Origin of the sequence: Comamonas badia DSM 17552, assembly GCF_000484635.1 — a bacterium.
In the GTDB taxonomy this organism is placed as follows: domain Bacteria; phylum Pseudomonadota; class Gammaproteobacteria; order Burkholderiales; family Burkholderiaceae_C; genus Comamonas_C; species Comamonas_C badia.
In genome coordinates this window covers 135361-158755 of record NZ_AXVM01000005.1, presented here as the reverse complement: position 1 = coordinate 158755, position 23395 = coordinate 135361, and the positions used below count along the sequence as shown (strand labels likewise).

The 23395-nt window shown below is 67.9% G+C and carries 24 protein-coding genes; 17 read left to right on the top strand and 7 right to left on the bottom strand.

Annotated features, from left to right (window positions below; all coding sequences use genetic code 11):
- The first annotated feature begins 8 nt into the window (after nt 1–8).
- The 5 genes from K320_RS0111940 to K320_RS0111920 all read left to right on the top strand — a co-directional run bounded on the left by K320_RS0111940 (nt 9) and on the right by K320_RS0111920 (nt 6226).
- On the top strand, nt 9–719 hold the full coding sequence (locus K320_RS0111940; RefSeq protein WP_024539073.1) for an RNA polymerase sigma factor: 711 nt from the start codon (nt 9–11) through the stop codon (nt 717–719).
- 34 nt (nt 720–753) lie between these two features.
- Nucleotides 754–1542, top strand: coding sequence for a YiiX/YebB-like N1pC/P60 family cysteine hydrolase (locus tag K320_RS0111935; RefSeq protein WP_024539072.1), 789 nt, complete (start codon nt 754–756; stop codon nt 1540–1542).
- 174 nt (nt 1543–1716) lie between these two features.
- Nucleotides 1717–3321 carry an FAD-dependent oxidoreductase gene (locus K320_RS0111930; RefSeq protein WP_024539071.1) on the top strand — a complete coding sequence of 535 codons (1605 nt, stop codon included), beginning with the start codon at nt 1717–1719 and terminating at the stop codon, nt 3319–3321.
- 2 nt (nt 3322–3323) lie between these two features.
- The gene (locus K320_RS0111925) at nt 3324–4496 is read left to right on the top strand and encodes an L-lactate dehydrogenase (protein WP_024539070.1); all 1173 of its coding nucleotides are present in this window, start codon (nt 3324–3326) and stop codon (nt 4494–4496) included.
- 71 nt (nt 4497–4567) lie between these two features.
- Nucleotides 4568–6226, top strand: a complete 1659-nt coding sequence (locus K320_RS0111920; RefSeq protein ID WP_024539069.1) for an acetolactate synthase large subunit — start codon at nt 4568–4570, stop codon at nt 6224–6226.
- 15 nt (nt 6227–6241) lie between these two features.
- Here the strand turns inward: K320_RS0111920 and K320_RS0111915 are convergent, their stop codons facing one another.
- Nucleotides 6242–6739 (bottom strand): hypothetical protein, encoded by a 498-nt coding sequence (locus K320_RS0111915; protein ID WP_024539068.1) that lies wholly within the window; start codon nt 6737–6739, stop codon nt 6242–6244.
- A 40-nt stretch (nt 6740–6779) separates the two neighbouring features.
- On the opposite strand from K320_RS0111915, the gene K320_RS0111910 reads away from it, so the two are divergent.
- Nucleotides 6780–7010, top strand: coding sequence for a DUF3460 family protein (locus K320_RS0111910; RefSeq protein WP_024539067.1), 231 nt, complete (start codon nt 6780–6782; stop codon nt 7008–7010).
- Between the two features lie 18 nt (nt 7011–7028).
- Complete coding sequence (locus tag K320_RS0111905) at nt 7029–7889, top strand: segregation and condensation protein A (protein WP_024539066.1); 861 nt, start codon at nt 7029–7031, stop codon at nt 7887–7889.
- A 78-nt stretch (nt 7890–7967) separates the two neighbouring features.
- Here K320_RS0111905 and K320_RS0111900 read toward each other — a convergent pair whose 3' ends face one another.
- Entirely contained in the window at nt 7968–9188 is a 1221-nt protein-coding gene (locus tag K320_RS0111900; RefSeq protein ID WP_024539065.1) for a helix-turn-helix domain-containing protein, read from the bottom strand.
- Nucleotides 9189–9330: 142 nt separating this feature from the next.
- Between K320_RS0111900 and K320_RS0111895 the strand changes: the two genes are divergently transcribed.
- Nucleotides 9331–11421, top strand: a complete 2091-nt coding sequence (locus K320_RS0111895) for a PQQ-dependent dehydrogenase, methanol/ethanol family (RefSeq protein WP_024539064.1) — start codon at nt 9331–9333, stop codon at nt 11419–11421.
- A 52-nt stretch (nt 11422–11473) separates the two neighbouring features.
- Here the strand turns inward: K320_RS0111895 and pgi are convergent, their stop codons facing one another.
- From pgi to K320_RS0111875, 4 genes are all read right to left on the bottom strand, one after another.
- The gene (pgi, locus tag K320_RS0111890) at nt 11474–13072 is read right to left on the bottom strand and encodes a glucose-6-phosphate isomerase (protein ID WP_024539063.1); all 1599 of its coding nucleotides are present in this window, start codon (nt 13070–13072) and stop codon (nt 11474–11476) included.
- Nucleotides 13072–14016 carry a transaldolase gene (tal, locus tag K320_RS0111885; RefSeq protein WP_024539062.1) on the bottom strand — a complete coding sequence of 315 codons (945 nt, stop codon included), beginning with the start codon at nt 14014–14016 and terminating at the stop codon, nt 13072–13074. Before tal ends, pgi begins: the two co-directional genes overlap by 1 nt.
- A 112-nt stretch (nt 14017–14128) precedes the next feature.
- On the bottom strand, nt 14129–15094 hold the full coding sequence (locus K320_RS18400) for a porin (RefSeq protein ID WP_024539061.1): 966 nt from the start codon (nt 15092–15094) through the stop codon (nt 14129–14131).
- Nucleotides 15095–15308: 214 nt separating this feature from the next.
- Nucleotides 15309–15758, bottom strand: a complete 450-nt coding sequence (locus K320_RS0111875) for an OsmC family protein (RefSeq protein WP_024539060.1) — start codon at nt 15756–15758, stop codon at nt 15309–15311.
- Between the two features lie 105 nt (nt 15759–15863).
- Here K320_RS0111875 and ilvA point away from each other — a divergent pair, with 105 nt between their 5' ends.
- Nucleotides 15864–17414 (top strand): threonine ammonia-lyase, biosynthetic, encoded by a 1551-nt coding sequence (gene ilvA / locus K320_RS0111870; RefSeq protein ID WP_029696090.1) that lies wholly within the window; start codon nt 15864–15866, stop codon nt 17412–17414.
- Between the two features lie 30 nt (nt 17415–17444).
- On the opposite strand, the gene K320_RS0111865 is transcribed toward ilvA, so the two are convergent.
- Nucleotides 17445–17885, bottom strand: a complete 441-nt coding sequence (locus K320_RS0111865; RefSeq protein ID WP_024539059.1) for a type II secretion system protein N — start codon at nt 17883–17885, stop codon at nt 17445–17447.
- Nucleotides 17886–17936: 51 nt separating this feature from the next.
- On the opposite strand from K320_RS0111865, the gene gspG reads away from it, so the two are divergent.
- Genes gspG through gspN form a run of 8 tightly spaced genes read left to right on the top strand, consistent with a single transcriptional unit; the run spans nt 17937 to nt 23394 of the window.
- A complete protein-coding gene (gene gspG, locus K320_RS0111860) occupies nt 17937–18377 on the top strand; it encodes a type II secretion system major pseudopilin GspG (protein WP_281172639.1) in 441 nt (146 codons plus the stop codon).
- Nucleotides 18352–18807, top strand: a complete 456-nt coding sequence (locus K320_RS0111855) for a prepilin-type N-terminal cleavage/methylation domain-containing protein (protein WP_024539057.1) — start codon at nt 18352–18354, stop codon at nt 18805–18807. Before gspG ends, K320_RS0111855 begins: the two co-directional genes overlap by 26 nt.
- A complete protein-coding gene (gene gspI, locus K320_RS0111850; RefSeq protein WP_024539056.1) occupies nt 18804–19166 on the top strand; it encodes a type II secretion system minor pseudopilin GspI in 363 nt (120 codons plus the stop codon). The genes K320_RS0111855 and gspI overlap by 4 nt, the downstream gene beginning before the upstream one ends.
- Nucleotides 19166–19870, top strand: coding sequence for a PulJ/GspJ family protein (locus tag K320_RS0111845; protein ID WP_024539055.1), 705 nt, complete (start codon nt 19166–19168; stop codon nt 19868–19870). Before gspI ends, K320_RS0111845 begins: the two co-directional genes overlap by 1 nt.
- Nucleotides 19867–20877: a type II secretion system minor pseudopilin GspK gene (gene gspK / locus K320_RS0111840; RefSeq protein ID WP_024539054.1), complete on the top strand. Its 1011-nt coding sequence runs from the start codon at nt 19867–19869 to the stop codon at nt 20875–20877. Before K320_RS0111845 ends, gspK begins: the two co-directional genes overlap by 4 nt.
- Complete coding sequence (gene gspL / locus K320_RS0111835; protein WP_024539053.1) at nt 20874–22112, top strand: type II secretion system protein GspL; 1239 nt, start codon at nt 20874–20876, stop codon at nt 22110–22112. The genes gspK and gspL overlap by 4 nt, the downstream gene beginning before the upstream one ends.
- Nucleotides 22109–22600 (top strand): type II secretion system protein GspM, encoded by a 492-nt coding sequence (gspM, locus tag K320_RS0111830; RefSeq protein WP_024539052.1) that lies wholly within the window; start codon nt 22109–22111, stop codon nt 22598–22600. The genes gspL and gspM overlap by 4 nt, the downstream gene beginning before the upstream one ends.
- Complete coding sequence (gene gspN, locus K320_RS0111825; RefSeq protein ID WP_024539051.1) at nt 22597–23394, top strand: type II secretion system protein N; 798 nt, start codon at nt 22597–22599, stop codon at nt 23392–23394. The genes gspM and gspN overlap by 4 nt, the downstream gene beginning before the upstream one ends.
- Nucleotide 23395 lies beyond the last annotated feature (1 nt).

The following is a 23395-nucleotide window of genomic DNA, read 5'->3' as shown; positions in this document are numbered from 1 at the left end:
AGCGGGAAATGGCATTCGCGGCAATGCAACTCAAGGACACGCTGGGTCCCATCGGCGATGTGCAGCTCGTGAAAATGGCGCTGGCCGGCGAGAAGCAGGCCTTCATCTCCATCATGCGGCGCTACAACCAGCTGCTGTTCCGCACCGCGCGCAGCATCCTGAAGAACGACGCCGAGGCCGAAGAGGCGCTGCAGGACGGTTACCTGCGCGCCTGGAAAGCGCTGGCCACCTTCCGCGCCGACGCCAGGCTCTCCACCTGGCTGGTGCGCGTCGTCGCCAACGAGGCGCTGGGGCGCCTGCGCCGCAGACATGGCGAGGTCATTCCGCTGGACGCCGCGATGCTGATCCCCGACGCCGACGTACAGTCCCATTTCATTGCCGACGCCAATGAGCAACCCGAAGGAGCCGCCATGCGCGAAGAAATCCGCAAGCTGCTGGAAAACCGCATCGACCGCCTGCCCGATGCCTACCGCACCGTGTTCATGCTGCGCGCCGTGCAGGAAATGAGCGTGGAGGAAGTCGCCCACGCGCTGCAGATCCCCGAAGCGACGGTGCGCACGCGGTTCTTTCGCGCGCGCGGGCTGCTGCGCGAGGGCCTGGCGAGCGAGATCGACGTGACCCTGGGCGATGCGTTCTCGTTTGACGGCGAACGCTGCGACCGCATCGTCGAGCGCACGCTGGAGCGCACGCTGGCCGAAGGTTTCTTCCGGGCGGCCTGAGAACAGCCGGGCCCGCGGAGCATGAGGTGGCGCCATGAACAGCGTGCTCGGGCATCTGGGACGCTGGCTGGCGCATTACCTGGCCCGGCGCAGCCCGCGCCATGACGCGCTCTCCACCACCTCGGGCGCGCAGCTCAGGGCGCTGCTGCAGCCCGGCGACGTGCTGCTGGTCGATGGCGACACGCGCATCAGCACCGCCATCAAATACCTGACGCAATCCACCTGGTCGCACGCCGCGCTGTACGTGGGCGGCGCGCCGTTTGCCGGCACCGACCACGCCGGCCATTGCCTGGTCGAGGCCGATCTGAACGCAGGCGTGCGCAGCCTGGCGATTGACGAATACACCCAGGTGCCCACGCGCATCTGCCGCGCCGTTGGCCTGAGCGAGGCCGAGCGCCAGGCGCTGGTGGCGTTTGCCATCGCCCGCATCGGCGAGGCCTACGACCTGCGCAACGTGATCGACCTGGCGCGCTACCTGCTGCCCACGCCGCCCATACCGGTGCGCTTTCGCCGCCGCATGATCGCGCTGGGCAGCGGCGCGCCGACGCGCGCCATCTGCTCCACGCTGATCGCCGAGGCCTTCCAGGCCATCGACTACCCCATACTGCCCATCATCGAACACCGGCCCGAGCCCACCGCCGTCTGTCCGGCCTGTACCGCCGAGGTGCTGCACATCCGCGACCATTCGCTGTTCACTCCGCGCGACTTCGATGTGTCGCCCTACTTCGAGATCATCAAACCGAAAATCGCCACCGGCTTTGATTTCCGCCATCTGGTGTGGGACCGCACCAGCGAGCCGGCTCAGAGCGAACAACCCGCCTGATGGCGCGTCCCGCCGGTGACAAGGCCAGACCTGTGTTTTTTGGCGGCTTCTGGCATGCTTGCCGCCACAAGCTCCAACCTGGAAGCGGTCTGGTGAAATCTCAAGTTGCGGGAGCCGCTCCCACAATCAGTACAAACTTCACAGGACCCATCCATACATTCAAGGGACGGCAGCGTGACAGCAACACAGGCTGAGGTTTTGGTCATTGGCGGCGGCCTGGCGGGCATCGTCAGCGCGCTGGAGTTGCTGCGCGCGGGCAAGCGCGTCACCTTGATCGACCGCGACACGCCCGAACGCTTTGGCGGCCTCGCGCTCTGGGCCTTTGGCGGCATGGCGCTGGTGGGAACGCCCTTGCAGGCGCGCGCCAAAATCAAGGACAGCCCGGAAATCGCGCTGGCCGACTGGCTGCGCTTTGGCGAGCTGGCGCCCGACGAGCACTGGCCGCTGCAATGGGCCAAATACTACGTGGAGCACAGCCGCGCGCAGGTGCACGATTGGCTGCTGGCCCATGGCCTGACGTTCATGCCCGCGGTGCAACTGGTGGAGCGCGGGCGCCACGGCGATGGCAACAGCGTGCCGCGCTACCACATTGTCTGGGGCACTTCGCGCCACCTGACGCGCACGCTCATCGCCGCGCTGCTGGCGGCCGACCAGGGGCGGCTCGCGCGGCTGCACCGCCACCGCGTGACGGCGCTCGATACGCAGAACGGGCGCATCACCGGCGCCATCGCGGTCAACGAAGACACCGGCGCTGAAGTACCCCTGCAGGCCGATGCCGTGGTGCTGGCCATGGGCGGCATCAACGGCAGCCATGAGGAAGCGCGCCGCAACTGGCCCAAGGACCGCCCGCTGCCCGCCGCCATGCTCAACGGCGCGCACCCGTTTGCCGACGGGCGCATGCACCACTGGGCGGCCAGGCACGTGGGCGCGCGGATCACGCATGCGGGCGAAATGTGGAACTACGCCGCGGGCATTCCACACCCGTTTCCGCATTTTCCGGGCCACGGCCTGTCCTTGATCCCGGCCAAGTCCGCGCTCTGGCTGGACCACTCGGGCCGGCGCATCGGCCCCGAGCCGCTGGTGACCGGCTTTGACACCCACTGGCTGTGCCAGCAGGTGGCCGCGCAGCCCAAGCCCTGGACCTGGCAGCTGATGAACTGGCGCATCGCGGCCAAGGAATTCGCGATCTCGGGCGCGGAGCACAACCAGCGCATCCGCGATCGGCAGTTTCCGTGGTTTCTCAAGGAAACCCTGCTGGGCAACCACCGGCTGCTGCGCCAGATGCAGCGCCAAAGCCCGCATTTTCTCGTCGCCGATACCCTGCGCGAGCTGGCGAACCGGATGAACCAGCTGACCGCCTCGCTGGATATCGACCCGGCCGTGCTGCAGGCCACGGCAGACCGCTTTGACGCCCATTTCAGCCACGGCAGGCCCGAGGATGATGAACAGGTGCGCCGCATCCTGCAGGCGCGCGCCTGGGGCCCGGACAAGCTGCGCACCAGCCGGCCCGCGCCGCTGCAAAAGCCCGGCAGCGGCCCCTTCATCGCCCTCCACACCCAGCTCATCACGCGCAAAAGCCTGGGCGGGCTGCAGACCGACCTGCACAGCCGCGCGCTCGATGCGCGGGGCGCGCCCATCGCCGGCCTGTACTGCGTGGGCGAGGCGGCAGGTTTTGGCGGCGGGGGCGCCAGCGGCAAGCGATCCCTTGAAGGCACGTTTCTGCCCGGCTGCATCCTCACCGCGCAGGCCGCGGCGCGTTCCATCATCCAAGGAGCCTAGACATGGGTCTTGCCTATTCCGCCACCGCCGCCGACTGGCGGCAGGCCGCGCGCAAGCGCCTGCCGCATTTCTACTTTGACTACATAGCCGGCGGCGCGGGCGAGGAGCGCACGCTGGCCGCCAACGCGCAGGCCTTTGCCGATCTGCGGCTGCGCCAGCGCGTGATGGTGAACGTCGAAGGCGCGAACACGCAGGCCCACATCGCCGGGGAAAGCTGCGCGCTGCCGCTGGCGCTGGCGCCCGTGGGGCTGGCGGGGCTGGCCGCCGCGCGCGGCGAGGTGCAGGCGGCGCGCGCCGCCAAGGCCTTTGGCGTGCCGTTCACGCTCTCCACCGTGGGCGTCTGCCCGCTTGCGGAAGTGGCGGCGGCCACGCAGTCGCCGTTCTGGTTTCAGCTCTACATGCTGCGCGATCGCGGCGCGGTGCAGGCGCTGCTGCAGGACGCCTGGCAGAGCGGCTGCCGCACGCTGGTGTTCACCGTGGACCTGGCCGTGACTGGCCCGCGCTGGCGCGACGTGCGCCACGGCGTGACGGCCACCGGCACGCGCCCGGGGCTGATCCGGCTGCTTCAGGTGCTGGCGCGCCCCGGCTGGGTGCGGCGCGTGGCGCTTGCGGGCAAGCCGCTGACCTTCGGCAACCTGGCCTCGCAGGTGCCCGGCGCGCGCGATCTGAGCGCCTTCCGCGCCTGGGTGGATGCGCAGTTCGACCCCAGCGTGACCTGGCAGGACATCGCCTGGCTGCGCGGGCAGTGGAAGGGGCGGCTGCTGATCAAAGGCATCCTCTGCACCGAGGACGCGCAGGCCGCCGTCGATGCGGGCGCGGACGGCATCGTCGTCTCCAACCACGGCGGGCGCCAGCTCGACTCTGCTCCGGCGACGGCCAGCGCGCTGCCCGCGATTGCGCAGGCAGTCGGCGAAAAGACCGAGGTGCTGGTCGATGGCGGCGTGCGCAGCGGCGTGGACGTGTTCAAGGCGCTGGCGCTGGGCGCGCGCGGCGTGCTCATAGGCCGGCCCTGGGTCTGGGCACTGGCGGCCGAGGGCGAGGCCGGCGTGCGCCGGCTGCTGGCGCACTGGCAGCAGGAGCTCAAGGTGACCATGATGCTCACGGGCGTGACGCGGGTGCAGGACATCCACGCGGCGCATCTTGAACGCAATTCATGGAACCAAAACAAGTGCTAACGCTTGGCTGGAAAGCGCCGTCAGCTATCAACAACATAGTTCATGCCCTTTGACGAACCGGAGACACTGCGATGAACGGCGCCCAAGCCCTGCTCAAGACCCTCGCCGATGCCGGCGTTGACGTCTGCTTCACCAACCCCGGCACCAGCGAGATGCACTTCGTCGCCGCGCTGGACAGCGAGCCGCGCATGCGCGCCGTGCTGGCGCTGTTCGAGGGCGTGGCCACCGGCGCGGCCGACGGCTACGCGCGCATGGCGGGCAAGCCCGCCGCCACGCTGCTGCACCTGGGCTGCGGGCTGGGCAATGGCCTGGCCAACCTGCACAACGCGCGCAAGGGCAAGGTGCCGGTGCTCAACATCGTGGGCGACCACGCCACCAGCCACGTGAAGTACGACGCGCAGCTGCAGTCCGACATCGAGACCGTGGCGCGCAATGTCTCGCCCGGCTTTGTGCGCACCTCGCAATCCACGGCGGATTTGTCCCGGGACGCGCTGGCGGCGCTCGCCGCCGCGCGCGGCCTGCCGGGGCAGGTGGCCACGCTGATCCTGCCCGCCGATGTCTCCTGGGGCGAAGGCGGCGTGCCGTGTGCCGCCGCGCCGCCCACGACAGCGTCCGCCGCCGATGACGCCACCGTGGCGCGCATCGCCGAGCTCCTGCGTTCGGGCGAGAAAGTCGCACTGCTGCTGGGTGGCCACGCCCTGCGCGAAAACGCGCTGTTGCCGGCCGCCCGCATTGCCTCGCAGACCGGCGCGGCACTGATCGCCGAATGCTTTCCCACGCGCATGGAGCGCGGCGCAGGGCTGCCGAACGTGGAGCGCATCGCCTACCTGGCGGAACTGGCCGGCGTGCAGCTCGCGGCCTACAAACACCTGGTGCTGGTCGATGCCAAATCACCCGTCTCCTTCTTCGCCTACCCGGGCAGGAAGAGCGACCTCGTGCCCGAAGGCTGCCAGGTGCACACGCTGGCCAGCCCCGCGCAGGATGCGGCGGCCAGCCTGCACAAGCTGATGCAGCTGCTGGGCACCGCCAGTGCCGCGCCCCTGCTGCAGCCCGCCCTGCGCCCGGTGCGCCCCACGGGCAAGCTGACCGCGCCCAAGGTCTGCAAGGCGGTGGCGCATCTGCTGCCCGAGAACGCCATCCTGATCGACGAGGCCATCACCTCCGGCCTGATGCTGGGCGTGATGACGGCCGGCTGCCCGCGCCACGACCTCATCACGCTGACCGGCGGCGCCATCGGCCAGGGCCTGCCCAACGCCGTGGGCGCGGCCGTGGCCTGCCCCGATCGCCCGGTGGTGGCGCTCATCGGCGACGGCACCGCCATGTACACCCTCCAGGCGCTGTGGAGCATGGCGCGGGAAAACCTGAACGTGACGGCCATCATCTTCAACAACGCCAGCTATTCGGTGCTCAACGTCGAGCTCGACCGCGTGGGCGCCGGCCGCGGTGGCGGGCCCAAGGCGCGCGCGCAGCTCGATCTGCACGGCCCGCAGCTCAACTTCGCCCAGCTCGCCCAGGGCATGGGCGTGCATGCGGTGCGTGCCGGCACGGCGGAGGACTTCTGTCAGGCGTTTGAATACGCCCAGGCGCAGCCGGGGCCACACCTGATCGAGGCGCTGGTGCCCGAATCGCTCGCCGGCGCCAAGCGCCGCGTGCTGCCCTGGATGCTGCGCGCCCTGCCCAGCCTGCCGCCTGCGGTGGCGCAGGCGATCAAGCGCAAGATCGCGCCCTAGGGATGCCCCTAGGCTTCACCCGCCCTGCGGCACATCCTCGCGGCTGCCGGCGCGCCGCACCTTGCCATCGGGGCCGAAGGTGACCGTGAAAAACATCGCGCGCGTGGGTCCGTCCAGCCATTTCCAGTCCCAGTCGGTCTCGCGGCTCTGGTCATAGGTCACCTGGCGCGCCGGCTGGCCCAGCATGCGGCGCACCGCCTGCTGGTCCATGCCTGGCTGCACGCGGGCGAAATGTTCGGGCGTGAGCACCTGCGTGAGCGCGGTCATGGTGCCGTCCGCGGCGATGGTGATCATGTAGTTCACATGGCCTTCGGGCTGGCGGTTGTATTCAAACGTGCTGGCGCCGCCCGCCTCGGGCCAGATGCGCGCCGGCTCGCCGAAGCGTGCGCGCACGTCGGCCTCGGTCGAGGTGCCGGGTTGCAGCTCGCTGATGTTTTTCATGTCACACCCCGCCAGGGCGAAGCCCAGCAGGCAGGTGGCGATGGCAGAAGCCTTGCGAAGCAGAGGACGCATGGTGGTACCGGTAAAATCCGTGGCTGATAAAGGTTGCCCCATGTATCTTATTCGCCGCCCCGACTACCAGTCCGACACCACCCAGTTCATCCAGCAGTTGCGCGAGCAAAAGCCCGGCCTGGAAAAGCGCCAGTTCGACGGCCGCGAGTTGCTCTGGGACAAGAAGGTGGATCGCACGCTCTGGCAGGACCTGCGCGCCAGCCGCGTGCACCAGAAGGCCTATGTCTACTATTCGTTCGACCAGAACGGCAGCGACTCCATTCCCACATGAAAAAAGGGCTCCAGCGCAATGGCAGCAAGCGCTAGCAGCTCCTCCTTGAATAGCAAGACCCTGCACCCCGAGCCCACCGCCCTGCCCGCCGTGGTGGACCAGGTGGCACTGGCCAGGCTCTACGGCGAGCCGCTCTTCAAGCTGCCGCAGGACCTCTACATCCCGCCCGACGCGCTGGAGGTCTTCCTCGAAGCCTTCGAGGGGCCGCTGGATCTGCTGCTCTACCTCATCCGCAAGCAGAACTTCAACATCCTGGACATCCCCATGGTCGGCGTCACGCGCCAGTACCTGGCCTACGTGGACGAAATCCGCAGTCGCAACCTGGAGCTGGCCGCCGAATATCTGCTGATGGCGGCGATGCTGATCGAAATCAAGTCGCGCATGCTGCTGCCCACCCGGGCACCCGAGCCCGGGCAGGAGCCCGAGGACCCGCGCGCCGAACTCGTGCGCCGCCTGCTCGAATACGAAAAGATCAAGCTGGCCGCGCAGCAGATCGGCGAATGGCCGCAGGCCGGGCGCGATTTCCTGAAGGCGCAGGTGGTCATCGAACAAAGCCTGCAGCCGCGCTTTCCCGATGTGTCGATTGCCGAACTGCAGGAGGCCTGGGCCGACATCCTGCGCCGCGCCAAACTGGTGCAGCGCCACCAGATCACGCGCGAGGAGCTCTCGGTGCGCGAGGTCATGAGCCACGTGCTCAAGCGCCTCCAGGGCCGGCGCTTCACCACCTTCGATGAACTCTTCACGCCTGAAAAAGGCGTGCCGCTGCTGGTCGTGACCTTTGTCGCGCTGCTGGAGCTGGCCAAGGAGGCGCTGGTGGAAGTCACCCAGGCCGAGGCCTTCGCCCCGATCTACCTGCGCCTGGCCTACACGCCGGCCTGATACGGGTCCGCATCCGGCCGGATGACAAGGCGGGACGCCGAAGGCAGTGCTGACGCACGGCAAGGCGAACCAACGAAGTCATACGGCTGAAGACGAATCCGCAGGAGACTGCGGCTCGCGCAGGCGCCGGTACAGCGTGCCGCGCGATATGCCCAGCAGGCGCGCCGTGCGCTGCACATTGCCGCCCTGCTCCGCCAGGGTCTGCTGTATCAACTGCCGGCTGTGCGCGCGCAGCGTCGCCGCAGGCTGGGGCTCCTGCTCCTGTTCCCGCGCCACGGGCTGAACGGCGGCGGCCGGCGGCTGCGCCGCGGGCAGCTCCCAGGCCTGCAGCTGGGGCACGCCCTCGCGCAGCCGCACCTGCACCCACAGGCCCAGGCCGCTGGCCAGGCGCAGCGGCCGGGCCGCATCGGCATGCGCCAGGCCCAGCAGGCCGCGCATATCGGTCGCCAGCAGCTCCAGGGCCGACATCTGCTGCGGCCCGGGCGCCGCGCAGCCCAGCAGGCGCGCGCCCGCTTCATTGGTCCAGGCCAGGGTTCCATCGGCCGCGACGCCTGCCAGCCCTTCCAGCGGAGAGTCCAGCAGCGACGGATGCGTCTGAAAGCGCAGCACCAGCTGGTCGCGCGCCTGCGCCCGCAGCAGGGCATTTTCAATCGTCGTGGCATACAGCCCGACCATGGCCGCCGGGTCAAAGCCGAAGGTCTGGTTCTCCACCGATACATCCAGCACGCCCACCAGCGCCCCCTGCGTATTGCGGATCGGCGCGGCGGCGCAGCGCAGCCCATGCAGCCCTTCGAAGTAATGCTCCGAGGCCGTCACCGTGCAGGCCTTTCCCGTCGCCACCACCACGCCCGGCGCGTTGGTGCCCACCTGCGCTTCCGCCACGCACACCCCGGTGCGCGCCACGCCATGCATCAGCATCCTGCGGCCCTGCGGCGCGGGCGTGGCATAAAGCATCACGCCGTCGCCGTTGGTCAGCAGCACATGGGCGCCGGTGCCGCTCAAAGCCTGTTCCAGGGTCTGCAGCGGCGGCTGCGCCAGTTCCAGCAGCCCGCGGCTGCGCTCGCGCGCCGCATGTTGGCGGCTGGCCGACACGGGCTCGAAAGCCACCTTTTGCCGCTGGTTGGAAGACACCCGCAGGCAGCGCATCCACGACTGGATCACCGCCTCGCTGACCAGGCCTGAAGGCCGCAGGCCTTGTTCGAAGAAATCGATGCGCGCCCGCTGCACCCGCTCGGCATGCGTCGGCGCGAAAAGCTGATGGGGTGCATGGGCCGTGGCGCCCAAAGAGTTCACAGACATATGCCTTACTGCCCTCCTGACGGGGCCAGTGTTCCAGTTTTGGACAGAAGTGACATCAGGGTTAGTCCTTAGATGGCGGATCCGGCATTCTCACGGATGCTATGCGCGGCTTCATTTTCAACCATTCCGAGGAGACACACCCATGAGAATCCGCACCTCCGCGCTGGCACTGGCCGCAGTGTTCGCACTGGCCGCAGTGTTCGCACTGGCCGCGGGCAGCAGCTGGGCCGCCAAGGGCGTTGACGGCGCGTCCATCCAGGCCAACACCGCCAAGACCGAGCAATGGCCCTCCGTCGGCCTCGATTACGCCGAAACCCGCTTCAGCAAGCTCAAGCAGATCGACACCAAGAACGCCAAGGATCTCGGTCTGGTCTGGTCCTACGACCTGGAAAGCACGCGCGGCATCGAGGCCACGCCGCTGGTCGTCGGTGGCGTGATGTACGTCTCCGCCGCCTGGAGCGTGGTGCATGCCGTCAACGCCAAGACCGGCGAGCGCCTGTGGACCTACGACCCCAAGGTCAACAAGGGAGCCGAGGGCTTCAAGGGCTGCTGCGACGTGGTCAACCGCGGCGTGGCGCTGTGGAAGGGCAAGGTCTTCGTCGGCGCCTACGACGGCCGGCTGATCGCGCTGGATGCCGCCACCGGCAAGGAAGTCTGGTCGAAGAACACCTTCGAAGGCCAGAAGGGCTCCTACACCATCACCGGCGCGCCGCGCGTCTACAAGGGCAAGGTCATCATCGGCAACGGCGGCGCCGAATACGGCGTGCGCGGCTACATCACCGCCTACGACGCCGAGACCGGCGAGCAGAAATGGCGCTTCTACACCGTGCCGGGCGACCCCTCCAAGCCCTACGAGAGCAAGGCCATGGCGGACGCCGCCAAGACCTGGGATCCGGCCGGCAAGTACTGGGAGCATGGCGGCGGCGCCACGGTCTGGGACACCATGGCCTTCGACCCCGAGCTGAACACCATGTACATCGGCACCGGCAATGCCTCGCCCTGGTCCTCCAAGGAGCGCAGCCCGGCCGGCGGCGACAACCTCTACATCGCCTCCATCGTCGCCATCAACCCGGACACGGGCGAGTACAAGTGGCACTACCAGGAAACGCCCAGCGACAACTGGGACTACACCTCCACCCAGCCGATGATCCTGGCGGATGTGACCATCGAGGGCAAGAAGCGCAAGGTCATCCTGCACGCACCCAAGAACGGCTTCTTCTTCGTCATCGACCGCACCAACGGCAAGTTCATTTCGGCCAAGAACTTCGTGCCGGTGAACTGGGCCACCGGCTATGACAAGAACGGCCGCCCGATCGAGATCGCCGCCGCGCGCGAGGGCGACAAGCCTTATGACGCCATTCCCGGCCCGTTCGGCGCCAAGAACTGGATGCCGATGTCCTACAACCCGCAGACCGGGCTGGCCTATTTCCCGGCCCAGCACATTCCGCTGGTGATGCAGGACAACAAGGACTGGAAGTTCAACAAGGCCGAGCCTGGCTTCCCCATGTCGGGCACGGGCTGGAACCTGGCCAAGCTCCTGCCGGCCGTTGCGCCCGAGAGCAAGCCCTTTGGCCGCCTGATCGCCTGGGACCCGGTCAAGCAGAAGGAAGCCTGGCGCGTGGAGCAGGTCTCGCCCTGGAACGGCGGCACGCTGACCACCGCAGGCAACCTGGTGTTCCAGGGCACGGCCGACGGCCGCATGGCGGCCTACAACGCCAAGGACGGCAGCAAGCTCTGGGAAACCCCGGTGGGCACCGGCGTGGTGGCCGCGCCCATGACCTATCTGCTGGACGGCAAGCAGTACGTCTCCGTCGCCGTCGGCTGGGGCGGTGTGTACGGCCTGATGAACCGCGCCACCGAGCACCAGGGGCCGGGCACGGTCTTCACCTTCGCCGTCGGCGGCAACGCCAAGATGCCGGACTTCGTCGCCTACCAGCAGGGCAAACTGGTGCAGGGCGTCGAGTACGACCCCAAGAAGGTCGACGCCGGCGCGGCGCTGTATGTGGGCAACTGCCTGTTCTGTCACGGCGTGCCGGGCGTGGACCGCGGCGGCAACATCCCCAACCTGGGCTACCGCGACGCCAGCATCATCAGCAACCTGGACAAGTTCGTCTTCAAGGGCCCGGCGTTCGAGCGCGGCATGCCGGACTTCACCGGCAAGCTCTCCAACGACGATGTGCAGGCCATCAAGGCCTTCATCCAGGGCACGGCGGATGCGGTACGGCCCAAGTAACTGAAACGCCTATCTGAAAATGCAACCGCCGGCGTCCAAGCCGGCGGTTTTTTTATTCGCCAAGCAAGCGCTGCATCAGGCCGCGCGTCGAGGCATCCACGCCCCACCACTGGCCGCTCTCCTGGCGCGACTGCAGATCGCCCGCGAGCTGCTTGCCCAGTTCCACGCCCCACTGGTCGAAACTGTTGATGCCCCAGACCGCGCCCGAGACGAACACCCGGTGCTCGTAGAGCGCAATCAGCGCGCCCAATGAGGCGGGATCGAGCTGCTCCAGCAGCAGAAAGGTGCTGGGGCGGTTGCCGGGGCAACGGCGCTCGGGCGCGGCGCCGCCACGCCCCAGCATCAACGCCTGCGCCTGGGCAATCGCATTGACGACCAGGCTCTCGTGGTGCTCGCCCAGGTATTTGCCGCCATGGCGCAGCGCGATGAATTCCACGGGAATCAGGTCCTGCCCCTGGTGCAGCATCTGGAAGAACGCATGCTGCCCGTTCGTGCCCGGCTCGCCCCAGACGATGGGCGCCGTCGGCACCGCCAGCGCTTCGCCCGCGCGCGTCACCTGCTTGCCGTTGCTCTCCATCTCCAGTTGCTGCAGATAGGCCGTCAAACGCCGCAGGCCATGGCTGTAGGGCGCGATGCAACGGCTCGGCGCTCCCGCAAAATTGCGGTACCAGACATCCAGCAAGCCCAGCCGCAGCGGCAGATTGGCGGCGTCAGGCGCCAATAAAAAATGAGCATCCATCGCATGCGCACCCTGCAGCAGCGCCCGAAAACGTTCTGCACCGATGGCGACCGCAACCGGCAGCCCGATGGCCGACCAGAGCGAATAGCGTCCACCCACCCAGTCCCAGAAACCCAGCGTGCGCGTGATGCCGAAGCGCGCGGCGGCTTCCACCTGCGTGGTCAGCGCCACGAAGTGGCGCGCGATCGACAGCGGCCGCGCCGCATCCGTGCTGCCGCCCTGCGCCAGAAACCATGCACGCGCCGAATGCGCGTTGAGCATGGTCTCCGCCGTGCCGAAGGACTTGGAGGCAACGATGAACAGCGTGCTCTCGGCGCGCACACGGCGCAGCACATGGCCGAGCTCATGGCCATCGACGTTGGAGACGAAATGCAGGCACTTGCCGGCGTCATGCCAGTCTTCCAGCGCCTGCACCACCACCTCAGGCCCGAGGTGCGAGCCGCCAATGCCGATGTGCACCACGTCGGTAATCGCGGTATCCCGCCGTACCTGTTCGGCCAGCGCCAGCATGGTGTCCAGCGTGGCATGCACCTCGGCCAGCGCCTCACGCACGGTCGCGCTCCAGTGCTGCGCTATGGGCGATGCCGCCAGCAGCCCGCCATCCGCAGGCGTGCGCAGCAGCCAATGCATCGCCGCGCGGTCTTCGGTCGTGTTGACGGTCTCACCGGCAAACGTCGCATCGCGCCACGCCTGTACGCCGCACTCCCCGGCCAATTGCCGCAGCAATGATTCAGTGGCGGGACGAATCAGGTTTTTGGAGAGATCGGCAAACACCAGCGGCGCCTGCTGTGACAGCGCCGCCAGCCGGTCGCCATCCTGGGCGAATGCCGCGCTCAGATCCAGCGACTGGATGTCAGCCGCCCAATGCTGCTCCAGCGCGGCCCAGGCCGGGGTTTGGTCACAGACGGTCATCAGGCTTGCATCAGCGCTTCCAGCTTGCGCGCATCCACCGCGAAGCTGCGGATACCTTCGGCGAGCTTTTCCGTCGCCATTGCGTCTTCATTGAACGCAAAGCGAAAGCTGGCTTCATCCAATTGCACGAAATCCACGCGCGCCGCCTGCGCGGCTTGCGCGCCCAGCGCACGCGCCAAAGGTTCCTGGCTATCCCCCAGTTCCTGCATCAATGCCGGTGCAATCGTCAGCAGATCGCAGCCTGCAAGCGCCCGAATCTGCCCCGTATTGCGAAAACTCGCACCCATGATTTCGGTGGCAATGTTGAAATGCGTGTAATAGTCAAAGATGCGTTTGACCGATTGCACGCCCGGGTCATTCGCCCCCGCCATCGCCGCTTCATCCCAGCTGCTGCCCGCTGCCTTCTTGAACCAGTCGTAGATGCGGCCGACAAACGGCGAGATCAGCTGTACCTTGGCCTGTGCGCAGGCGACGGCCTGGGTAAAGGAGAACAGCAGCGTCATGTTGGTATGGATGCCACGCGCCTCCAGCCGCCGCGCGGCTTCAATGCCCTCCCAGGTGCTGGCAAGCTTGATCAGCACGCGGTCGATAGGGATGCCTTCGGCTTCGTAAAGCTCGATGAGTTGCTGCGCGCGCGTGACCATGGCCTCGGTATCGAACGACAGGCGCGCGTCGACCTCGGTGGACACGCGGCCCGGAATGACGGAGAGGATCTCGCAGCCAAAGCGCACGATCAGCCGGTCCATCTGCTCATCCAGCGAGCGCTCATGCCAGCGCGCCTTGTTGGCCTGCAGCAAAGGCGCATAGTCGCTTTTTTGCACCGCCTTGAGGATCAGCGAGGGATTGGTCGTCGCATCCTGCGGCGCAAAGCGCGCAAGCTCATGGAAATCGCCCGTATCCGCCACCACGGTGGTCATGCTTTTGAGCGCCTGCAATTGGTTCACATTTCACCTCGCTTGCACAATAGCCTAGCCGCTTCATGGGCTGCTTCATGAAAAAAGCCGCCCGAAGGCGGCTTTCGCTGAATCAGGCACTACCCACAGGGTAGCGGCTTCATCAGAAGTTGTGGCGAAGGCCGATGGTGTAGCTGTTCCGGCGGTCGACACGCAGGTAGTCAGCGTACGCAAAGGTACGCTTGGACAGGCTGTACTTGCCTTCCAACACGAAGTTGGTGCGCTTGCCAGCTGCATTCTTGGTATCACGGGTGATATCCAGAGTGGCCGAAGCAGCGCCGAAGATCGCCGTGCCGCCGATAGAAATACCGCGGCGAACGCTGCGGGCATCGTTGTAGGACGCGGCAACAATGAAGTTACCCATGTTGTAGCGGCCACCCAAGTTCCAGCCGGTCTTCAGGCCTTGCACCTTGTTGACGGTCAGGGCGCCAGACAGGGGACCGTTCGCATAGGTCACAGCACCTGCCCACTTGGAGCCGGGAGTCACGCCCGTGGCCAAGTCAGCGTTGTCATTCTTCGTGGTGTAGGCAATGCTTCCGGACAGACCACCGAAGTTGGGGGCGTCATAACGGAATTGGTTGTCTTGCCACACGCTATCACCACCAATAAGATAGGTGTTGAGCACGACCGAGTAGTTGGCCGCGCCTGTCAGCTCCCAGAAACCCGTTTGCGCGGAGAAAGACGGGGTGTAATAACGCCCCATCGTGAACTGACCCCAGCTGCCGCCGAGGAACACCATTGCATTACGGTTCCAGAACTGATTGACGAGCTTGTCATTACCGGTGAGATCCTTACCAGTGCGCACACCGTAGGCATTGCCAGTGCCCATCCACAAGCCGGTTTCAAAGTTGAAACCAGCCTTCAGGCCGCCACCCAGGTCCTCAACACCCTTCAGGCCAACGCGCGAAGCGCCGTTGTTGGTGTAGCTGTTGGAGCTGACGAAACCGGTCTTTCCACCGGGGGCCTTGCCGATACCGCCATCTGCCACACCGTACAGAGTCACCGACGATTGCGCCATCGCAAAACCCGAGGCGCCCAAGACTGCCAAGGCAATCAGAGATTTTTTCATTACCAATACTCCAAGGTTAAATAGAAGGCTCCGGCCTGAAAGACTTTGTCCATGCGAGCGCTGCCTCGCCGGGCCAACCTCCTGGTGGGGAAGTTCTACGTATTGCAACAGAGACCGGGCGGATACGCAAAGCAATTCACCGACAAACGCCGCGAAGACCGGTCTTTTGTTGTTCTTGGGCAACAGGCCGACGATCGGCTGCGGCTATGGACCGTCATGCCTCGATCAGGTCGAACCCGGTGGTCACGCGCGCCGTGGCCGAGAGCATGGCGATGGCCGAGCAGTACTTTTCGTGGCTGAGCGTGATCGCACGCTCGACGGCGTCGCGCGCCAGTGCCCGGCCGGTGACGCTGAACTGCATGTGGATGCTGGTGAAGACCTTGGGGTCGGTGGTCGCCCGCTCGGCCGACAGGTGCACGCTGCAGCCGCGCACGTCGTGGCGGCCGCGCTTGAGGATCAACACCACGTCGTAGGCGGTGCAGCCGCCGGCCCCCGCGAGCACGGTTTCCATCGGGCGCGGGGCGAGGTTGCGCCCGCCGTTCTCCGGCCGGGCGTCGTCGGGCGCGCCATCCATGGCGATGACGTGACCGCTGCCGGTCTCCGCAACAAAACCCATGCCCGAGCGCGTGCCTGCGGCGCCGGTCCAGCTGACGGTGCATTCCATGGTGGGTGCCTTTCGTGAATCCATCGGTCGATTGTCTCGCACACGATGCGAATCCGCGGCGCGGTCTATGATGGCGGCCCCGTATTTTGCACTGCAACATCCCCCATGGCCGCGCCGCTTTCACCCTCTGACTACCTCAAGAAGATCCTGACGGCGCGGGTGTACGACGTGGCGATCGAATCCGCGCTGCAGCCGGCCAAGGCGCTGTCACGACGGCTGCACAACAAGGTGCTGCTCAAGCGCGAGGACCAGCAGGCGGTGTTCAGCTTCAAGCTGCGCGGCGCCTACAACAAGATGGCGGGGCTGACCCCGGAGCAGATTGCCAAGGGCGTGATCTGCGCCTCGGCCGGCAACCATGCGCAGGGCGTGGCGCTGAGCGCGGCGCGCCTGAACACCCGCGCGGTGATCGTGATGCCAACCACCACGCCGCAGGTGAAGGTGGACGCGGTGAAGAACCTGGGCGGCGAAGTGGTGCTGACCGGGGAAAGCTATTCCGACGCGTACGACGATGCGGTGCGGCTGCAGCGCGAGCAGGGGCTGACCTTCATCCACCCGTTTGACGACCCCGAGGTGATCGCTGGGCAAGGCACGGTGGCGATGGAGATCCTGCAGCAGGTGCAGCAGATCGGTGGCAACCGGCTGGATGCGGTCTTCGTGCCGATCGGCGGCGGCGGGCTGATTGCCGGCGTGGCCAATTACATCAAGGCGGTACGGCCCGAGGTGAAGATCATTGGCGTGCAGATGCTGGACTCGGACGCAATGGCGCAATCGGCGCAGGCACGCCAGCGCGTGCACCTGGATGACGTGGGGCTGTTTTCCGACGGTACGGCGGTGAAGATCGTGGGCGAGGAGACGTTTCGCGTCGCCTCGGCACTGGTGGATGACTATGTGCGCGTGGATACCGATGCGGTCTGCGCCGCGATCAAGGACATCTTCATCGACACGCGCAGCATCGTCGAGCCGGCCGGGGCGATGGGCGTGGCGGCGATCAAGCAGTACGTGGCCACGCACAAAACCAAGGGCGAAACCTACGCCGCCATCCTCTCGGGCGCCAATATGAATTTCGGGCGGCTGCGCTTCGTCGCCGAGCGCGCCGAGGTGGGCGAGGAGCGCGAGGCGCTGTTTGCCGTGACGATTCCGGAGGAGCGCGGGAGCTTTCGGCGTTTTTGCGAGATTGTGGGCGCGCTGCCGGGCGGGCCACGCAGCGTGACCGAATTCAACTACCGCATCAGCGACGCCAAACGTGCCCATGTGTTCGTCGGGCTTTCAACGCACAGCCGGGGCGAATCGGAAAAAATCACCAGGACTTTCGAGAAGAATGGCTTTGCCGCGCTCGATCTGACGCACGACGAGATGGCCAAGGAGCACCTGCGCCACCTGGTCGGCGGGCATTCCGACCTGGCGCGCGATGAGCGGCTGATGCGCTTCACCTTTCCCGAGCGGCCCGGTGCACTGTTCAAATTCCTGAGCCTGATGGCGCCATCATGGAATATTTCGCTGTTCCATTACCGCAATCAGGGCGCGGACTATGGCCGCATCCTCGTCGGTTTGCAGGTGCCGCCGCAGGATGGTCAGGCGTTTGATGCCTTTTTGCGGGCGCTGGACTATCCGTACATCGAAGAGACGAACAACCCGGCCTACCGCCTGTTTCTGTAGGCCAACGGGCACTGAACACGCAGGCGCCAGCTACGGCTTGCGCGGCAACTCCAGCGTCATCGCCGTATCGCCCTCGGCAGCCGCGCCCAGGTGCACCTCGCGTCGGCCCAGGGATTGCACAACCAGCCCGGGCTGTAGCTCGGCACCGACGCGGTAGGGCTTGGCGGGCTTGCCGTCCACCGCAATCAGCGCTGCACCGTCGCCGCTTTGGGTGCCAGCCAACACGCCTTGCAACACAAAGCGCGCAGGCGCCGGTGCGGCAGCTGTGCTTGCCGCGGCCTGCGCGCCCAGCGCCCGTGCCAGCGCCTGTGCATCCACCGCCAGCGGCGCAGGGGCGGCCAGCGGCACCGGGGGCGCACCGGCAGGGCGCGATAGCTTCAGCCCCCACCAGGCCAGGCTCACGCCCAGCAACGCCCAGAACAACAGGGTCGCAAGGCGCAAGGTCCAGCGGGGACGTGCAACAGCGGGCATGGCGCCATTATCATTGAGCGGCTTGCCCCTGTAGCCATCGAAAGCCGCCCCGTGCCCCTGCCGTCCGCCCTTGCCCGCCTGCGCCGCGCCGCCGGCTTCACCCTGATCGAGCTGATGGTGGTGCTGGTCATCATCGGCGTGCTCGCAGCGCTCATCGTGCCCAATGTGCTCGACCGCGCGGATGATGCCCGCTCCACCGCCGCGCGCACCGACGTGACCAACCTGATGCAGGCGCTCAAGCTCTACAAACTGGACAACCTGCGCTACCCAACGGCGGAGCAGGGCTTGCAGGCGCTGGTCAGCAAACCGACGACTCCGCCGATCCCACCCAACTGGCGCCCCTATGTGGAAAAGCTGCCGACGGACCCCTGGGGTCACGCCTACCAGTACCTGAACCCGGGCATCAAGGGCGAAGTGGACGTGATGTCGCTGGGCGCGGACGGCCAGCCCGGCGGCGAAGGCAAGGATGCGGACATCGGCAGCTGGCAGTAGCGCCCACAGCCACCGCTCTAGCGGCTTCACGCTGCTGGAGCTGCTGGTGGTGGTGGCTATCATGGCGCTGGCCACGGCGGGCGTGGGCTTTGCGCTGCAGGACAGCGGACGCGATCGCTTGCAGCGCGAAGGCGAGCGCCTGGCGGCACTGCTCGAATCGGCACGGGCGCAGTCACGCGCCTCGGGCGCCATGGTGCGCTGGCAGGCGGATGCCACAGGGTTCCGCTTTGACGGTCTCCCGGGCACTAGCCTGCCGACGCACTGGCTGCTGCCGCAGACCGGTGTGCGCGGCGCTGCGGTGCTCTGGCTGGGCCCCGAGCCGCTCATCGGCGCACAGCAGGTGGTGATCATCAATGCCGATCTGCCGGGTCAGGCGGTGCGCGTGGCGACCGACGGGCTGCGCCCCTTCACGGCGCAGGCGCTGCAATGACGCAGACGGGCGCACGCGGCTTCACGCTGGTGGAGGTACTGGTGGCGCTGGGCATCGTCGCCATCGCTCTGCTGGCGGGCTCACAGGCGATCTCGGCTCTCACGCGCGCCAGCGCACGGCAGACCGATGTGACGCTGGCCCACATCTGCGCCGAAAACGCGCTGGTGGCGATGCGCCTGTCGCACCAGATGCCTTCGCTGGGCGACAGCAGCGGGCCCTGTGTGCAGGCCGGACGCGAGTACCAGGTGACACTGCAGGTGACGCCGACGCCGAACCCGCAGTTTCGCCGCGTAGATGCGCGGGTTACCGCGGGTCAAATTCCGGTTTTGCGCCTGTCCACCATCGTAGGCCGCTATTGATGCAGGAGCATGTTCCGCACCACTCTCGCGGCTTCACGCTGGTGGAGCTGCTGGTGGCCATCGCCGTGCTGGCGCTGCTGGCGATCGTGAGCTGGCGCGGGCTTGACGCCATGGTGCGCGCCCAGCACCAGACCCGCGAGCACGCCGACGCGGTCGCCACGCTGCAGACGGTGCTGGACCAGTGGGGCGCCGACCTGGATGCGATCCAGACCCTGGAGCACACCAGCGCTATCGCCTGGGACGGGCAGGCCCTGCTTCTCACGCGGCGCAGCAGCCGGGCGGGCGATGCCGGGGTGATCGTCGTTGCCTGGGCGCTGCGCAATGCCGATGGCACCGACCAGTGGCTGCGCTGGCAATCCGCGCCGGTGGCCACGCGCGAACAGTGGAACGCCGCCTGGCAGCAGGCGGCCAGCTGGGCGCGCACGCCGGATGCCGCCACGCGCCGCAGCGAGACCGTGCTGCTGCCGCTGGCCGGCTGGCAGCTATTCTTCTACCGCGATGGCGCCTGGGCGAATGCGCTCTCTACCGGCACCACCAGCGCGGTGCCCGGAGTGTTGGCGCCCACCCCCGCAGCAGGCGCCAGCGCCACAGCCGCGCTGCCCGAAGGCCTGCGCCTGCAACTCAGCCTGCCCGCAGGCGGGGCGCTCTCGGGCCAGATCACGCGCGACTGGGTCAACCCCACCGTGGGGGGCAACAAGTCATGACGCACCCCCTGCGCCAGCGCGGTGCGGCGCTGCTGGCGGCCATGCTGGTGGTCACGCTGGTGGCGAGTTTTGCTGCCTCGGCGCTGTGGCAGCAGTGGCGCGCGGTGGAGGTGGAAACCGCCGAGCGCGCGCGCGTGCAATCGGCGTGGATCCTGATCGGCGCGCTGGACTGGTCGCGGCTGATCCTGCGCGAGGATTCGCTGGCGCGCGGCGACGGCACCGACAACCTGACCGAACCCTGGGCCGTGCCACTGGAGGAAGCGCGCCTGTCCACCTTTCTCGCCGCCGACCACGGCGTGGCAGCGGATGCCAGCACCGACACCGGCGACGCCTTCCTCTCCGGCACCATCACCGACCAGCAGGGGCGGCTGAACCTGCGCAACCTGGCGCAGGGCAATGCCGTCGATGCGCTGGCGATGCGCCAGTTCGTGCGGCTGTTTGGCTACCTGGGGCTGGATGCCGCGTTGCTGGACCACCTGGCGGACGCCATGGTGCAGGCCACGCGCACCGACACGCCGGCCGATGCCGACGCGCCGCTACTGCCGCGCAACATGGATGAGCTGTCATGGTGGGGGGTGCCGCCCGCCGTTATCACCCGCCTGACGCCCTACGCCACACTGCTGCCGGTGCGCACCAAGCTCAACATCAACACCGCCACCGCCGTGGCGCTGTGGGCCAGCGCGGACGGCCTCTCGCTGGCCGAGGCGCAGCAGCTCACGCAGGCACGCGATGCGCACTATTTCGCCAAGCTCAGCGATGCCGGCAGTCGGCTTTCCAAGCCGAATGCACTGCGCGCCGACCTGCACGATGTGAGCTCAAGCTACTTTGAGGTGCGCGGCCAGCTGCGCCTGGGAAGCATCGTGGTGCGCGAGCGCTCGCTGCTCTTCAAGCAGCGCGGCGCCGCGCGCACGCTCTGGCGCGATCGCGCCGGCTGGATTGCCGCCGCGACAAAACAACCCGGCGACGCCGATGCGCCACCTACAATGCCTCGCGCATCCCCGCCATGAGTACGCTTGCCCTTTCCCTGCCGGCCCAGGCACTGACCGCTGCCACCGAGCTGCACTACGTGCTCTCGAGCGACGGCAGGCACGTCACGCGCAGCGGGCGCTGCAGCGCGCCACTGCTGCCCCAGCCGGGGCGCACCGGCGAGACCGTGGCGGTGGTGCCGCCACGCCAGCTCTCCTGGCAACGCGTGACCCTGCCGCAGGGCGCGCTGGCGCAACGCCAGCGCCTGCGCGCCGTGCTCGAAGGCCTGCTGGAAGAACAATTGCTGGACGATCCGGCCCAGCTGCACTTTGCGCTGCCACCCGAGGCCGTGGCCGGGGTCCCGCTCTGGGTCGCGGTCTGCGATCGCGCCTGGCTGCAAGGCGCGTTGCACGCACTGGAAGCCGCAGGCCACCGCGTGGATCGCATCGTGCCCGCCCATGCGCCCGGTCCGACGGCCAGCGGGCAGCCGGAATGCACCGTCATCGGCACGCCGGAAGAGGCCAGCGCCGTACTGGCCGGCATGGGCCCCGAGCAGGCCGTCACCCTGCTGCCACTGCCCGCGCCCGGGCTGCCCGCGCCCGGGCTGACCGCGCTGCTGCCGCCCAGCGCCAGCGTGCGCGCCGAGCCGGCCGTGGCGGCGCTGGCCGAGCGCCTGTTCGGCCAGGCCGTGCCGCTGCTGTCGCAGGATGAAGCGCTGCTCGCGGCTGCCAGCGGGCCCTGGGATCTGGCGCAGTTCGATCTGGTCAACAACGGCCGCCAGCGCGCGCTGCGCTGGCTAGGCACGGGCATCAATGCGCTGTGGCGGGCGCCGCAATGGCGCGCTGCACGCTGGGCGCTGGGCCTGCTGGCGCTGCTGCAGGTGGCGGCACTCAACCTCTGGGCCTGGCAGGATGCGCGCGTCCTGGCGAGCCAGCAGGCGGCCGCGCGCGCCGTGCTGCAGCAGGCTTTTCCGCAGGTCAAGCTGGTGGTGGATGCACCGGTGCAGATGCGCAAGGAAGTGGCGCTGCTGCGCCAGCAGACCGGCGTCCTGGATGAGCGCGACCTGGAGCCGCTGCTGGCCGCGGCCGCGAGCGTGCTGCCGGCCGACCAGATACCCACGCGCATCGACTACGCCGAAGGCGCGCTGCGCCTGAGCGGGCTTACGCTGACCGAGGCGCAGCGCACGGCGCTGGCACCACCACTGGCCGCCCGCGGCCTGCGCGCCAGCCAGCAGGATGGCGCCCTGGTACTGCAACCGGCAGGAGCCACGCCATGAAGACCCCCGCAGCTCTGGCGGCGCGCTGGGCCCGGTTGGCGCCGCGCGAACGCACGCTGGTGCACGCGGCAGCGGTCCTCGTTGCCCTGGCGCTGCTGTGGTGGCTGCTGCTGGCGCCGCCCTTGAAGGCGCTGCGCGCCTCGCCCGCACGCCATGCGCAGACCAATGCCCAATGGCAGCAGATGCAGCAATTGCAGGCGCAGGCCGAGCAACTGCAGGGTGCGCCGCGCCACCCGGGTGCGGACGCGCCAGCGCTGCTGCGCAGCAGCGTCGAGGCCGCCTTTGGCGCCAGCGCAAAAACCACCATCGCGGGTGCTCGCGCCACCGTCACGCTGACGGACGCCCCCGCCAGCGCCGTCGCCGCCTGGCTGGCGCAGGTGCGCGCCAGCAGTCAGGCAGCGCCGGTGCAGGCGCAGTTGAGCCGCGTCGGCACCGCCTTGCCGGTGCGCTGGAGCGGCAGCATCGTGCTGGCGCTGCCGACACCATGATGCGCAACCCCGCCACCGCCGTCGCCGCGCGCAGCCTCTGGCGCTGGGCGCTGATCGGCCTGCTGCTGGGGCTGCTGCCTGCGCTCGCACTGCTGGCGCCGGCACATTGGCTGGCGGCCGCCTTGGCACGCGCCAGCCAAGGCCAGGTGCGGCTGGCCGACACGCAGGGCACGGTCTGGAATGGCTCGGCACAGTTGCAATTGACCGGCGGCAGCGGCAGCCGCGATGCCCTCGCGCTGCCCGGGCGCATGCACTGGCAGTTGCGGCCCGCACCGGACGGCGCCCATGCGCTGCTGCAATTCGACTGCTGCACCAGCACGCCGATTGCCGTCGATGCGCGCCTTGGCCTGGGCGCGCTGCAACTGCAGGTGCACGATGGCCAGAGCCGCTGGCCCGCCGCGCTGCTCGCGGGGCTGGGCACGCCATGGAACACCGTGCAATTGCAGGGGCAATTGGCGCTGGCGACCACCGGGCTTGCGCTCTCCTGGGCGCAGGGCCGCATCGAACTGGCGGGCACGGTGCAGCTGGATCTGCTGAACATGTCCTCGCGCCTCTCCACCCTGCATCCGATAGGCAGCTATCGCGCCACGCTGTCCGGCGGCGCTGCAGCCCATCTGGCACTGGCCACGCTGGAAGGCGCACTGCAGCTTTCAGGCGACGGACAATGGGTGGGTCAGCGCCTGCGCTTCACCGGCGAAGCGACGGCAGCACCGGGCAGCGAGGCGGTGCTGGCCAACCTGCTCAATATCATCGGGCGGCGCAGCGGCGCGCGCTCCGTTATCACGATTGGTTGAC

Excerpts from the sequence above, each read along its gene's own strand:
- K320_RS0111940 (WP_024539073.1), top strand. The coding sequence starts at position 9 with ATGGCATTCGCGGCAATGCAACTCAAGGACACGCTGGGTCCCATCGGC.
- K320_RS0111935 (WP_024539072.1), top strand. The coding sequence starts at position 754 with ATGAACAGCGTGCTCGGGCATCTGGGACGCTGGCTGGCGCATTACCTG.
- K320_RS0111925 (WP_024539070.1), top strand. The coding sequence starts at position 3,324 with ATGGGTCTTGCCTATTCCGCCACCGCCGCCGACTGGCGGCAGGCCGCG.
- K320_RS0111920 (WP_024539069.1), top strand. The coding sequence starts at position 4,568 with ATGAACGGCGCCCAAGCCCTGCTCAAGACCCTCGCCGATGCCGGCGTT.
- K320_RS0111915 (WP_024539068.1), bottom strand. The coding sequence starts at position 6,739 with ATGCGTCCTCTGCTTCGCAAGGCTTCTGCCATCGCCACCTGCCTGCTG.
- K320_RS0111910 (WP_024539067.1), top strand. The coding sequence starts at position 6,780 with ATGTATCTTATTCGCCGCCCCGACTACCAGTCCGACACCACCCAGTTC.
- K320_RS0111905 (WP_024539066.1), top strand. The coding sequence starts at position 7,029 with ATGGCAGCAAGCGCTAGCAGCTCCTCCTTGAATAGCAAGACCCTGCAC.
- K320_RS0111900 (WP_024539065.1), bottom strand. The coding sequence starts at position 9,188 with ATGTCTGTGAACTCTTTGGGCGCCACGGCCCATGCACCCCATCAGCTT.
- K320_RS0111895 (WP_024539064.1), top strand. The coding sequence starts at position 9,331 with ATGAGAATCCGCACCTCCGCGCTGGCACTGGCCGCAGTGTTCGCACTG.
- pgi (WP_024539063.1), bottom strand. The coding sequence starts at position 13,072 with ATGACCGTCTGTGACCAAACCCCGGCCTGGGCCGCGCTGGAGCAGCAT.
- K320_RS18400 (WP_024539061.1), bottom strand. The coding sequence starts at position 15,094 with ATGAAAAAATCTCTGATTGCCTTGGCAGTCTTGGGCGCCTCGGGTTTT.
- K320_RS0111875 (WP_024539060.1), bottom strand. The coding sequence starts at position 15,758 with ATGGAATGCACCGTCAGCTGGACCGGCGCCGCAGGCACGCGCTCGGGC.
- ilvA (WP_029696090.1), top strand. The coding sequence starts at position 15,864 with ATGGCCGCGCCGCTTTCACCCTCTGACTACCTCAAGAAGATCCTGACG.
- K320_RS0111865 (WP_024539059.1), bottom strand. The coding sequence starts at position 17,885 with ATGCCCGCTGTTGCACGTCCCCGCTGGACCTTGCGCCTTGCGACCCTG.
- K320_RS0111855 (WP_024539057.1), top strand. The coding sequence starts at position 18,352 with ATGCGGACATCGGCAGCTGGCAGTAGCGCCCACAGCCACCGCTCTAGC.
- gspI (WP_024539056.1), top strand. The coding sequence starts at position 18,804 with ATGACGCAGACGGGCGCACGCGGCTTCACGCTGGTGGAGGTACTGGTG.
- K320_RS0111845 (WP_024539055.1), top strand. The coding sequence starts at position 19,166 with ATGCAGGAGCATGTTCCGCACCACTCTCGCGGCTTCACGCTGGTGGAG.
- gspK (WP_024539054.1), top strand. The coding sequence starts at position 19,867 with ATGACGCACCCCCTGCGCCAGCGCGGTGCGGCGCTGCTGGCGGCCATG.
- gspL (WP_024539053.1), top strand. The coding sequence starts at position 20,874 with ATGAGTACGCTTGCCCTTTCCCTGCCGGCCCAGGCACTGACCGCTGCC.
- gspM (WP_024539052.1), top strand. The coding sequence starts at position 22,109 with ATGAAGACCCCCGCAGCTCTGGCGGCGCGCTGGGCCCGGTTGGCGCCG.
- gspN (WP_024539051.1), top strand. The coding sequence starts at position 22,597 with ATGATGCGCAACCCCGCCACCGCCGTCGCCGCGCGCAGCCTCTGGCGC.